We start from the raw sequence: 12,163 nt of genomic DNA, 5'->3' as shown, positions 1-12,163 counted from the left end.
GGTCGGGAGCCCCGACACACGGGCGACACAGTCGGCGCCTCGGAGAGCCTGATCTTCACGGAACTACGACTCCGTCCGACGTACATCCACCAGATAGCCGTTGAAGTGACGGTCACCGTCCTCGGGATACCAACCATCGGCCTCGGCAACCTCGACCACCACGGCGGTTCCCGAAACCGGCACGAGGCGAGCCGCGGCAGCGCTGACGCTCGTGGGGTCGGGACCGAAGCGACTGCTCACCGCCCTGATTCGATCGACGACGCCGATGGTCAGCGGCGCACCTTCGGGCAGTCCGCCGTGATGCTCCTCGCCATGGGTGACCTCGGCTGCGAGGTCATCACCGAGGACGGCGGTCAACCACCCTCGGTCTGGCCCCTCGCGGAGAGTCCACTCGACCCGGGAGCCCATCGAGAAGGGATCGCCACAGCACTGCATCTGCCATGCATCGACCCAGACGAGCAGGGACTCATCATCTCGACGCGCACCTTCGCGTGCCATCACGGACGAGTCGCGACCTCGACGGTGGTGAACATCGAGGTCAGCTCCCACGGCAGCCCCGACTCCTTGACCACCCGGACGGCGGCCGCGACCGCCTCGGAGACCGAGCCGGTCCCGTCAGCGACGGACGGGGCGATGCTGAAGGCGACGAGCACGAGGGACTCCTGGGGGTGTCGGAGAGGGGGTCGGTCGGGGGGTCAGGCGGCGCGGCGACGCCTCACCGGTAGCTCGTCGCGGACGTACCAGACGAGCCAGGCGAGCGGGAAGAGCAGGGCGGCGACGAACACGGTCGACGCCCGAGCGCCGCGACGGTGCTCGCCGAGGCCGGTCAGCACGGCGAGGAGGAGAACGACCAGGGCCGCTGCGAGGCCGAGCACGGGGACGACCACGGGGAGCACCTGACCATGCTCCCCCACGCCGGCCGTCGACGTCACGCGACCCGCAGGCGAGCCCGGACACGACAGCGCCCGCAGCGTGGCTCGGGGCCACGCTGCGGGCGCTGGTCGATCAGTACTCGATCAGGTGGTGCGGATCAGGACGCGCGGCGCAGGTTGCGCAGGACGTACTGCATGATCCCGCCGTTGCGGTAGTAGTTCGCCTCGCCGGGGGTGTCGATGCGGACGACCGCGTCGAACTCGACGGTCTCGTCACCGCGGGTCGCGGTGACCTTGACCGTGCGCGGCGTGGTGCCGTCGTTGAGCTCGGTGACGCCGGTGAACGAGAACGTCTCCTCACCCGTGAGGCCGAGCGACTCGGCGTTCTGACCCTCGGGGTACTGCAGCGGGAGCACGCCCATGCCGATGAGGTTCGAGCGGTGGATGCGCTCGTAGGACTCGGCGATGACCGCCTTGACCCCGAGCAGCGCGGTGCCCTTGGCGGCCCAGTCGCGCGAGGAGCCGGAGCCGTACTCCTTGCCGGCGAGCACCACGAGCGGGGTGCCGGCGGCGAGGTAGGCCTCCGAGGCCTCGTAGACCGTGGTGACGGGGGCGTCGTCCCGGGTGAAGTCGCGGGTGAAGCCGCCCTCGGTGCCCTGCGCGAGCTGGTTGCGCAGGCGGATGTTGGCGAAGGTGCCGCGGATCATGACCTCGTGATTGCCACGGCGCGAGCCGTAGGAGTTGAAGTCACGCTGCTCGACGCCGTGCTCGGCGAGGTAGCGACCCGCGGGCGAGTCCTTCTTGATGGCACCGGCCGGGCTGATGTGGTCGGTGGTGACCGAGTCGCCGAGCTTGAGGAGCACGCGGGCACCCTCGATGTCGGTGACGGCCTCCGGCTCGTCGGGCATGCCGTCGAAGTACGGGGGCTTGCGGACGTAGGTCGACTCGGCGTCCCAGGCGAAGGTGTCGCCCTCCGGCGTCGGGAGCTCCTGCCAGCGCTGGTCGCCGGCGAAGACGTCGGCGTACTCCTTCTCGAAGGTCTCCGAGCTCATCGCCTCGCCGATGACCCGCTCGACCTCGGCCGGCGAGGGCCAGATGTCCTTCATGAAGACGTCGTTGCCGTCCTGGTCCTGACCGAGCGGGTCGGTGAACAGGTCGAGGTCCATCGAGCCGGCGAGCGCGTAGGCGACGACGAGCGGCGGGGACGCGAGGTAGTTCATCTTCACGTCGGGGTTGATCCGGCCCTCGAAGTTGCGGTTGCCCGAGAGCACCGAGGTGACCGCGAGGTCCTTCTCGTTGACTGCGGCCGAGACCTCGGGGATGAGCGGGCCGGAGTTGCCGATGCAGGTGGTGCAGCCGTAGCCGACGAGGTTGAACCCGAGCTTGTCGAGGTACGGCGTGAGCCCGGCCTTGTCGTAGTAGTCCGACACGACCTTGGAGCCCGGGGCCAGCGTGGTCTTGACCCACGGCTTGCGCTGCAGGCCCTTCTCGACGGCGTTCTTGGCGAGCAGGGCCGCGCCGATCATCACCGACGGGTTGGAGGTGTTGGTGCAGCTCGTGATGGCCGCGATGGTGACCGCGCCGTGGTCGAGCTCGAACTCGGTGCCGTCCTCGAGGGTGACCTTGACCGGGTTGCTCGGGCGGCCGCCGTCCTTGGGCGCGCAGGAAGCGTAGTCGACCGGCGGGGCCGAGGCCTCACCGGAGTGGCTGGGCGCGTCGGAGGCCGGGAAGGTCTCCTCGACGCTCTCGTCGTAGCCCTGCGCGCCGGCGGCGGCGTCGGGGCCGGTGGCACCCTCGTCACCCTCGTCGACGTAGTCGGCGAGCGCGGCGCGGAAGCCCTGCTTGGCCTCCGAGAGCGCGACGCGGTCCTGCGGGCGCTTGGGGCCGGCGAGGGAGGGGACGACGGTGGCGAGGTCGAGCTCGAGGCGCTCGGAGTAGCGCGGCTCGGCCGACGGGTCGTGCCACAGACCCTGCTCCTTGGCGTACGCCTCGACCAGGGCACGCTGCTCGGCCGAACGGCCGGTGAGCTCGAGGTAGTCGAGGGTCTGCTCGTCGATCGGGAAGACCGCGATGGTCGAGCCGAACTCCGGGCTCATGTTGCCGATGGTGGCGCGGTTGGCGAGCGGCAGAGCCGAGACGCCGGGGCCGTAGAACTCGACGAACTTGCCGACGACGCCGTGCTTGCGCAGCATCTCGGTGATCGTGAGGACGAGGTCGGTGGCGGTCGAGCCCTCCGGCAGGTCGCCGTTCAGCTTGAAGCCGACCACGCGCGGGATGAGCATCGAGACGGGCTGGCCGAGCATGGCCGCCTCGGCCTCGATGCCGCCGACGCCCCAGCCGACCACGCCGATGCCGTTGACCATCGTGGTGTGGGAGTCGGTGCCGACGCAGGTGTCGGGGTAGGCCAGGAGCTCGCCGTCGACCTCGCGGGTGAAGACGGTGCGGGCGAGATGCTCGATGTTGACCTGGTGCACGATGCCGGTGCCGGGCGGGACGACCTTGAAGTCCTCGAAGGCGCCCTGGCCCCAGCGCAGGAACTGGTAGCGCTCGCGGTTGCGGTCGTACTCGATCTCGACATTGCGCTCGAACGCCTCGGGGCTGCCGAAGACGTCGGCGATGACGGAGTGGTCGATGACCAGCTCGGCCGGGGCGAGCGGGTTGATCTTGGTCGGGTCACCACCGAGCTCGGCCATGGCCTCACGCATGGTGGCCAGGTCGACGATGCACGGCACGCCGGTGAAGTCCTGCATGATCACGCGCGCCGGCGTGAACTGGATCTCCTTGTCGGGCTGCGCGTCGGCGTCCCAGCCGGCGAGGGCCCGGATGTGGTCCTCGGTGATGTCGGCGCCGTCCTCGGTGCGCAGGAGGTTCTCCAGCAGCACCTTGAGGCTGAACGGGAGGCTCTGCACGTCGAGGCCGTCGCCCTCGACCGCGTCGAGCCGGAAGATCTCGTACGACTTGTCGCCGACTTCGAGCGTCTTCTTCGCGCCGAAGCTGTCCTTGCTGGCCATCGCTCCACCATCTCCTCTGATCGAGGCCCCAGCCGCTGGGGCCGCGTCTGCACTCATCCTGCCGTCCGGTCCGCGCATCGCGGTACCCGGTCGAAAGTCTCTTGATGTCAAGATACACGACGTCGAGAGGGAATGTGACCCGTGTCGCCGGTCAGGCCAGGTCGAGGCGCCGGGGCTCGAGACGCGTCTCGGTGACGGTGCCGTCGGCGGTGCGCTCGACGACGTACGCCGCGGCGCCGGGCCGGTCGGAGACGGCCTCGACGAGCTCGGTGCCGCGGTAGACGAGGCCGACGCCGTCGTCGGTGGCGTGGGAGGTCGGCAGGGTGCCGTCGGCGACGAGGGAGTGCAGGAGCGGGCGGCGCTGCTCCTCGCTGTCGTAGTGCACGCCGTTGCCGTAGGGCAGCAGCCCGAGTCCCGGCGGTGAGACCCGCAGGTCGAGCCCCCAGCTGTCGGTGGGGCCGCCGGCGTACCAGCAGATCGAGCCGGCGGAGACCCCGCCGAGCACCACACCGGCCTCCCAGCACTCGCGCAGGATCTCGTCGAGGCCGTGGACGCGCCACACGGCGAGGAGGTTGGCGACCGAGCCGCCGCCGACCCAGATGACGTCCTGGGCGAGCAGGTGGGCACGCACGTCGGCGACGTTGGGCATCGTGAAGAGCTCGAGGGTGGAGGCCCGCACGTCCGAGCCTGCGAAGGCGCGGTGGAAGCCGGCCGTGCCGTTGGGCGAGTCGCCCGACGCGGTGCCGAGGTAGCAGAACCGCGGCTGCGCCGGATCGCCGGCGAGCGAGATCGCGTGCTCGATGAGTGGTCCCCGACGCCACTGGAACGGTCCGGTGTCGGTGGGGTGGAAGCCGCCCGAGGTGGCCAGGATCTGCATGACCACACCCTGTCAGGCCCGCCGGGTCAGAAGCCCAGCACCTTGCCGATCACGGAGAAGAAAGCGTTGAAGGTCCGCGTGACGGGGTTGGCGGACCCCGCGGTGGTGGACTTCTGCCACAGGAACGGGTGGGCGCCGGTGAACTCGTCGGTGACCAGCGCGGTCCGGCCCCACAGGTAGGGCACGAACGCCTCCGTTCGGCGTACGCCGACGTGCAGGCGGGAGTCGAAGCCCATGACGAGGTTCTGGTCCATGCGCGTCGACCGGCCCGCCGGCTGCTCGGCCCGCACGTCGCCGGTGCCCTGGACGACCAGGCTGCCGGTGCCGGCGAACATGATGTAGCGGACCTGCCAGCGGGCGAGCGGGGTGATCCCCCACCGCCACCGGGTGCGCAGCGTCGGGGCGCCGATGACGCCCACGACGTGGCGGGGGTGGACGACCACGCCCGGATGGTCGGTGAAGTCGATGCGCATGAGGTAGGAGTCGGGGTCGTCCGGCGTCGCCAGGGTCGCGAGCGTCCCCTCGGCGTCGCCCGTGACGCGGCTCAGGCCGTAGAGGCCGGCCGCGAAGCTGATGAAGGGCGAGGACCAGTCGTAGAGCAGACGGCTCCGGACGCTGCCCTGCACGGGCCGCACGTGCTCGGAGCGCGCCGACAGCACCTCACCCTCAACGAGGTGCACGGCGAGGGTGCGCTCGGCCGGGGCCGTCGACAGGGAGGCGGTCGGGGCGGTCGCGGCGTCGTCGTCACCCGCCAGCTCGAGGGGCCGCTGGGCGCGGCTCACCAGCGGCATCAGCACGAAGTAGCTCAGGGTGCGCAGCGCGGCGGGCATCACGATCACGAGCAGGGCGACCAGCGCCAGCCAGCGCCACGACCGGTCCCACAGGTCGACGACGCGACCGGCCCACGAGTCCTGGGCCTCCTGGGCGCTCGTCTGCTCCGCGGTGGCCCGCTCCAGCTGCGCCTGAGTGCTCGCGATCTGACGCGCCAGGTCGGGGCGGCCCGCGTCGTCGCCGAGCCGGTCCAGCTTCTCGGCGTCGCTCAACGTCGGGTCGCGGAGCACCTCGAGATCGGCCTCGGCCCGCTCGAGGCCCGCCTTCACGGTCCGCTGGGCCTCGACGGCTGCGTCGTACGCCGCTTGCTTGGCCTCGCACGGGGTCGTGACGTAGGGGATCTGCCCTACCAGGCTCTCGATCGTCCCGCAGGCCTCGTCGCGCTCCTCGCGCCGGTCGGCAACCTCCGCCTCCTGGTCCTCGAGGTCGTCACGCGTTCCCTCGACCTCTGCGCCAACCGTGTCGCCCAACGACGTGACCGCCTCGCTCTGGGCAGCGTCGTAGCTGTCCTGCAGCGCCTCGAGGTCGCGCTCCAGCCCCTCCCGCTCCTGCGTGGCCTGCACCAGCCGGTCGCGCTGCGCCTCGGCCTCCCGCAGCGTCGGGACCAGCGCGGAGACCAGCAGGAGCACCAGGAACGACGTGACGACCAGTGCGACGAACAGACCGGCCTTGCGCAGCGCGAAGCCGAGGACCGCCGAGACGAGACGCATCCTCGATCCCTACGACCCGGCGTCGGGCACGACGAGCGCCACGCACTCCACGTGGTGGGTCATCGGGAAGAGGTCGAGAGCGCGCAGCCGTTCGAGCCGGTAGCCGTGCTCGGCGAAGATCGCGAGGTCGCGGGCCAGCGCCGCCGGGTCGCAGGCGACGTACGCCGCGGCGCGGGGCCGGCGCGCTGCGACGGCCTCGACCACGGCGCGACGTGCGCCCTCGCGAGGCGGGTCGAGCACGACGAGGTCGACCGGGTCGGCGGGCAGGCCCGCGAGCACCTCGCCGACGTCGCCGGCGTGCACGGTCGCATCAGGCACGTTGAGCGCTGCCTGCTGGCAGGCCGACTCCGAGCCCTCGACGAGCGTCACCGAGCCCGTGGAGCCGACGGCGTCGGCCAGGAAGCGGGCGAAGAGCCCGACACCGGCGTACAGGTCGAGCGCGGACTCCCCCTCGGCCGGCTCGAGCCACGACAGCACGGTGTCGAGCAGGATCTCGGGCGCACCGGGGTGCACCTGCCAGAACCCGTCGGCGGCGACCGAGAGCTCGACGCCGCGCACGACGTGGTCGGACGCCGGCCCCTCCAGCAGGCACTCGTCGACCTCGACGACGTCGTGGGAGCGGTGCTGGCGCATCCCGCGGCGACCGCCGGGCAAGGGGACGTAGCGCTGCCGGGTGCGCCAGCGCACTCCGTCGACGTCGCCCGGCACCGCCTCGACCTCGACGTCCACGTCGAGGCCCGCGAGACGGCGCAGCTGCTCACGCACCACCTCGGCCTTGAGCTCGCGCTGGTGCGCGAGCTCCACGTGCTGCAGGTCGCAGCCGCCGCACAGCCCCGGGCCGGCGTAGGGGCAGGGAGCGGCGACCCGGTGCGGCGACGGCTCGTGCACGACGACCGCGTCGCCGCGCCAGAACCGGTCACCGTCGGTGCCCTCGGTGATGCGCACCGTCACCCGCTCGCCGGGCAGCGCGTGGCGCACGAAGACCACCCGGCCGCGCTCGTCGCCCGGGCCCGGCTCGAGGCGCGCCACGCAGTGCCCGCCGTGGGCGACCGGGCCCACGACGACGTCGTGGCGCTCCCCCACGTGCGAGGCGCCCCGCGCGGCCCGCGGCCGGCTCGGACGGCGCCCGGCCCGGCGGCTCACCGCTTCGCGCGCTTGCGCACGTCGCCGCGGCGCAGGTCACCGGGCCGCGGCCGGAAGTCCTCGCGCAGCTCGCGCTCGCGGGCGATCTCGGAGGAGCGCAGCTGGTAGGGCACCGAGATCACCATGACGCCCGGGGTGAAGAGCAGCTTCCCCTTCAGGCGCAGCGCGGTCTGGTTGTGGAGCAGCTGCTCCCACCAGCGGCCGACGACGTACTCCGGGATGTAGACCGCGACGACGCCGCGGGGGTTGGCGCGGCGGATCTCCGCGGCGTACTCCACGATCGGGCGCAGCAGCTCGCGGTAGGGCGAGAAGAGCACCTTGAGCGGTACGTCGAGGCCGCGGCGGTCCCACTCGTCGAGCAGCCGCGAGGTGTCCTCGGGCCCGCTGGAGACGGTCACCGCCTCCAGGACGTTGGGCCGGGTCGCCTTGGCGAAGGCGAGCGCGCGCAGCGTGGGCTTGTGGATCTTGGAGACCAGCACGATGGCGTGGACGCGGGTCGGCATCACGCGGTCCTCGTCCTCAGCGGCGAGCTCCTCGGCGACGTTGTCGTAGTGGCGCCGGATGCCGCGCATCAGCGCGAAGAAGAAGACCATCGCCAGGATCGTGATCCAGGCGCCGGCGAGGAACTTGGTGATCAGCACGATCACCAGCACGACGGCGGTGAACGACAGCCCGACGGTGTTGATGACCCGCGAGCGGAACATCCGGCGCCGCGCGGCCGGGTCCTTCTCGGTGCGCAGCAGCCGGGTCCAGTGGCGGATCATCCCGAGCTGGCTGAGGTTGAACGACACGAAGACGCCGACGATGTAGAGCTGGATCAGCCGGGTCGGCTCGGCGTCGAAGATGACGATGAGCACGATCGCCATCACGGCGAGGAACACGATGCCGTTGCTGTAGGCCAGCCGGTCGCCGCGCGAGCCGAGTGCTCGCGGCGCGAAGCCGTCCTTGGCGAGGATCGAGCCGAGCACCGGGAAGCCGTTGAACGCCGTGTTGGCGGCGAGCACCAGGATCACGCCGGTGACGGTGATGACGAAGTAGAAGCCGGGCGAGAAGTCGTTGAAGACCGCCTCGGCGATCTGGGAGATCACCGGGTGCTGCTCGTAGCCCTCGGGCAGCGGCTGGCCGTCGAGGCGCAGCCGGTCGAAGTCGCGCGGGTCGACGAAGCGCAGCCCCATCTCCTTGGCCAGCACGGTGACGCTGACCATCATCGAGACGGCGATCAGGCCGAGCAGCAGCAGCGTGGTCGCGGCGTTGCGGCTCTTCGGCTTGCGGAACGCCGGCACGCCGTTGGAGATGGCCTCGACCCCGGTCAGCGCCGCACACCCGGAGGAGAACGCGCGGGCCAGCAGGAACAGCAGCGCGAACGTCGTCAGCGACTGCTCGGAGCCCACACCCGGGTCGGGCAGGATCTCGAGGTCGGCGCTCTCGACCCGCGGCAGGTCGCCCGCCGCCAGGCGGAGCAGGCCGTAGCCGCACATCCCCAGGATCGCCACCATGAAGGCGTAGGTCGGGATCGCGAAGACGCTCCCCGACTCGCGGATGCCGCGCAGGTTGACGGCCATCAGCAGCAGCACGAGCACGGTCGCGAACGTCGCCTCGTGGCCGTTGAGCGCAGGGATCGCGCCCGCGGCGTACTGCGCGCCGGAGGAGATCGAGACGGCCACGGTGAGGACGTAGTCGACGAGCAGCGCGCTGGCCACGGTGGTGCCGGCGGTCTTGCCGAGGTTGACGGTGGCGACCTCGTAGTCGCCGCCGCCGCTGGGGTAGGCGTGGACGGTCTGGCGGTACGACGCGATCACCGCGGCCATGACCAGCGCGACGGCGATCGCGATCTTCCACGACCAGACGTAGGCCGAGGCCCCGGCCAACGACAGCATGATGAAGATCTCGTCGGGCGCGTAGGCGACCGAGGAGAGCGCGTCTGAGGCGAACACCGGCAAGGCGATCCGCTTGGGCAGCAGCGTCTCGCCGAGCTGGGAGCTGCGCAGCTTGCGCCCCAGCAGGATCCGCTTGGAGACGTCGCCCACACTCACGAGCGGCAAGCGTACGGGCAGGTGGCTCTGCAGATGCACACAGCGATGCGTATGCACACAGCGACGAGACCCGTCGAGCGCACCCCCGCACGCACCACCGAGCGCGGACCCCTGCGCAACGGATACCGTCACCTCGTGCACGTGGTGATCATGGGGTGCGGCCGGGTCGGCTCGACGCTCGCGCGCAGCCTCGAGGACCGCAACCACACGGTGTCGGTGATCGACAGCGAGCCAGACGCGTTCCGCCGTCTCGGCCCCGGCTTCAACGGCGACAAGGTGACCGGCTACGGCTTCGACCAGGCCGTGCTGGAGAAGGCCGGCATCCGTCGCGCCGACGCCTTCGCGGCCGTCTCGAGCGGCGACAACTCCAACATCATCGCCGCGCGCGTCGCGCGCGAGACCTTCGGCATCCAGCAGGTCGTCGCCCGCATCTACGACCCCGGGCGCGCGGAGGTCTACCAGCGCCTCGGGATCACCACGGTCGCGACCGTGAAGTGGACCGCCGACCAGGTGCTGCGCCGGATCCTCCCGGCCGGCGCGGAGCCCGACTTCCGCGACCCCTCCGGCACGGTCCGCGTCGACCAGGTGCCGATCCCCGAGCAGTGGGTCGGCCAGCGCACGGTCCTGTTCCAGGAGCAGACCCGCAGCCGCATCGCCTGGATCGACCGGCTCGGCGAGGGGATGCTCCCCAACCGGGAGACCGTGATCCAGGAGGGCGACCTGCTGCACCTCGCGATGCGCGAGGAGCACGCCGCCCACGTGTTCCAGGTCATCGCCGACGGACCGGAGGAGAGCTGATGCGCGTCGCCATCGCCGGGGCGGGCGCCGTCGGGCGCTCCATCGCCCGCGAGCTGATCCAGAACGGCCACGAGGTCCTGCTCATCGACAAGAACTCCCGCTCCATCAAGCCGGAGCGGGTGCCGGACGCCGAGTGGCTGCTGGCCGACTCGTGCGAGCTGTCCTCGCTCGAGGAGGCCCGCCTCGACCGCTGCGACGTCGTCATCGCCGCCACCGGCGACGACAAGGTCAACCTCGTCACCTCACTGCTGGCCAAGACCGAGTTCGGCGTGCCGCGCACCGTGGGCCGGGTCAACCACCCCAACAACGAGTGGCTGTTCTCCGAGGCCTGGGGCGTCGACGTCAACGTCTCGACCCCGCGCATCATGTCGGCGCTCGTCGAGGAGGCCGTCACCGTCGGCGACCTCGTCCGGCTCTTCACCTTCCGCCGCGGCAACGCCAACCTCGTCGAGATGACGCTGCCCGCCGACTCGCCGTACGTCGGGAAGCCGACCGGGCTCATCCCCTTCCCCGACAACTGCGCCCTGGTCTCGATCCTGCGCGACGGGCAGGTCTACGTGCCCGACGCCGAGCAGCCGATCGAGTCGGGCGACGAGCTGCTGTTCGTGCTCCCCGAGGACCGCGAGGACGAGCTCGAGCGACTCCTCGCCCCTGGCTCGCACACCTGAGTGCTCACCTGGAGTGGTTCCAGACGGCCGTAGCCGGCCTCCTCAACCACCGGGCTCGATCACCGCTGGTTGAGGAGGGCCGCCAGGCCCGTCTCGAAACCACCTGCGTCGAATGACCCTCAGGCGGGCTGCTGGACCGGGGTCTTGTTGCGGCCGAGCACCCAGAGCATGCCGGCGAGGGCGGCGAGCTGGAGCGGCCAGCCGAAGGCGATCTTGAGGATGCCGAGGGCGGCCACGGCGGTGTCGACGTCGAGCGAGCCGGAGTTGGCGGCGAGCCAGATCGGGCCCTGCACGAGCACCCGCACCAGGCAGGGCAGCGTCAGCAGCCAGGTGAGCTTGGCGCACAGCCGCACGACCTGCTCGTCGGCGTGCCAGGCGGTCGGGTCGCCGGTCACGCTGCCGACCATGAAGCCGACGAGCGGCCACCCCACGATGCAGGTCAGCGCCATCAGCACGGCGTACCCGCCGTTGTAGATGATGCCGGGCAGGAAGTAGGCGAGCGCCTGGTCGTCGGCGTCTCCCCCGCGGCTGGCCGCGATGGTGACGAAGAGCCAGCCGATCCCGATGCCGACGAGCGCGTTGACGACGAACTGCACCGTCGTGCGCTGGACCAGGCGCACCACGAGCAGCACCACTGCGGCGGCCACGCTCACGATCAGCGCGAGCCGCAGCTCGCGGGTGGTCAGCCAGAGCAGCGTGAAGACGATCGTCGGCACGGCGGCCTCGACCATGCCCCGGCGTCCACCGAGGGCCTTGGCGAGCTGGGCGCGCACCACCGCCTCGACGGTCGTCTCCGAGGGCTGGGCGGTCGCGGGGACACCGGGCGTCTCGCTCACGGCATCAGCTCGTAGCGCGGGTTGTACATGATGCGGACGCCGTCGTGCTCGCCGATGCGGCCCTCGACCGAGATCGAGCGGCCGGGGTCGATGCCGGCGATGCGACGACGCCCGAGCCAGACGATGGTGATCTCACCGGTGCCGTCGTAGAGCTCCGCCTCCAGCACGGGTACGCCGGCCCGCGGGCGCAGCGTGACGGTGCTGAGCGCCCCGCGCAGCCGCACCCGGTCGCGGTCGGGCGCGTCAGCGATGCAGACCGCTCCCGACTTCTCCGTGACGGCGTACTCCTGGCGCAGCTGTAGCGCCTCCTGGTCGGAGGGGTTGGCCCAGCGGCTGATCGTCTGGCGCAGTCGGCTCTTCGTCACGGTGCGGTCTCCGTCGGTC

At 71.3% G+C, this 12,163-nt stretch carries 11 protein-coding genes and 1 pseudogene; 2 read left to right on the top strand and 10 right to left on the bottom strand.

Features of this window, described 5'->3' with window-relative positions; genetic code table 11:
* Window positions 1–63: 63 nt before the first annotated feature.
* The 8 genes and pseudogenes from GRQ65_RS03465 to GRQ65_RS03430 form a co-directional block, all read right to left on the bottom strand.
* Window positions 64–498, bottom strand: coding sequence for a DUF6578 domain-containing protein (locus tag GRQ65_RS03465; RefSeq protein ID WP_337191499.1), 435 nt, complete (start codon window positions 496–498; stop codon window positions 64–66).
* 17 nt (window positions 499–515) lie between these two features.
* Window positions 516–653, bottom strand: a pseudogene (locus GRQ65_RS03460) (thiamine-binding protein); the annotation flags it as partial.
* A 42-nt stretch (window positions 654–695) separates the two neighbouring features.
* Complete coding sequence (locus GRQ65_RS03455; protein ID WP_160875210.1) at window positions 696–896, bottom strand: hypothetical protein; 201 nt, start codon at window positions 894–896, stop codon at window positions 696–698.
* Window positions 897–1,030: 134 nt separating this feature from the next.
* A complete protein-coding gene (locus tag GRQ65_RS03450; RefSeq protein WP_160875208.1) occupies window positions 1,031–3,883 on the bottom strand; it encodes an aconitate hydratase in 2,853 nt (950 codons plus the stop codon).
* Between the two features lie 151 nt (window positions 3,884–4,034).
* The gene (locus tag GRQ65_RS03445) at window positions 4,035–4,760 is read right to left on the bottom strand and encodes a Type 1 glutamine amidotransferase-like domain-containing protein (protein WP_160875206.1); all 726 of its coding nucleotides are present in this window, start codon (window positions 4,758–4,760) and stop codon (window positions 4,035–4,037) included.
* A 26-nt stretch (window positions 4,761–4,786) separates the two neighbouring features.
* On the bottom strand, window positions 4,787–6,301 hold the full coding sequence (locus GRQ65_RS03440; RefSeq protein ID WP_160875204.1) for a hypothetical protein: 1,515 nt from the start codon (window positions 6,299–6,301) through the stop codon (window positions 4,787–4,789).
* Window positions 6,302–6,310: 9 nt separating this feature from the next.
* Complete coding sequence (locus tag GRQ65_RS03435; protein ID WP_160875202.1) at window positions 6,311–7,444, bottom strand: TRAM domain-containing protein; 1,134 nt, start codon at window positions 7,442–7,444, stop codon at window positions 6,311–6,313.
* Complete coding sequence (locus tag GRQ65_RS03430; protein WP_337191454.1) at window positions 7,441–9,477, bottom strand: APC family permease; 2,037 nt, start codon at window positions 9,475–9,477, stop codon at window positions 7,441–7,443. Before GRQ65_RS03430 ends, GRQ65_RS03435 begins: the two co-directional genes overlap by 4 nt.
* Before the next feature lie 135 nt (window positions 9,478–9,612).
* On the opposite strand from GRQ65_RS03430, the gene GRQ65_RS03425 reads away from it, so the two are divergent.
* Together GRQ65_RS03425 and GRQ65_RS03420 are read left to right on the top strand one after the other, a co-directional pair.
* Complete coding sequence (locus tag GRQ65_RS03425; protein ID WP_160875200.1) at window positions 9,613–10,275, top strand: NAD-binding protein; 663 nt, start codon at window positions 9,613–9,615, stop codon at window positions 10,273–10,275.
* Complete coding sequence (locus GRQ65_RS03420; RefSeq protein WP_160875198.1) at window positions 10,275–10,943, top strand: potassium channel family protein; 669 nt, start codon at window positions 10,275–10,277, stop codon at window positions 10,941–10,943. The genes GRQ65_RS03425 and GRQ65_RS03420 overlap by 1 nt, the downstream gene beginning before the upstream one ends.
* Before the next feature lie 119 nt (window positions 10,944–11,062).
* Here GRQ65_RS03420 and GRQ65_RS03415 read toward each other — a convergent pair whose 3' ends face one another.
* Both GRQ65_RS03415 and GRQ65_RS03410 read right to left on the bottom strand, forming a co-directional pair.
* The gene (locus GRQ65_RS03415) at window positions 11,063–11,779 is read right to left on the bottom strand and encodes a DUF3159 domain-containing protein (RefSeq protein ID WP_337191453.1); all 717 of its coding nucleotides are present in this window, start codon (window positions 11,777–11,779) and stop codon (window positions 11,063–11,065) included.
* On the bottom strand, window positions 11,776–12,075 hold the full coding sequence (locus GRQ65_RS03410) for an OB-fold nucleic acid binding domain-containing protein (RefSeq protein WP_202387519.1): 300 nt from the start codon (window positions 12,073–12,075) through the stop codon (window positions 11,776–11,778). Before GRQ65_RS03410 ends, GRQ65_RS03415 begins: the two co-directional genes overlap by 4 nt.
* Between the last annotated feature and the right edge of the window lie 88 nt (window positions 12,076–12,163).

The organism is Nocardioides flavescens (genome assembly GCF_009823805.1).
In the GTDB taxonomy this organism is placed as follows: Bacteria; Actinomycetota; Actinomycetes; order Propionibacteriales; family Nocardioidaceae; genus Nocardioides; species Nocardioides flavescens.
Note: the sequence above shows the minus strand (reverse complement) of the source record. Positions and strands in the feature narration are given on the sequence as shown.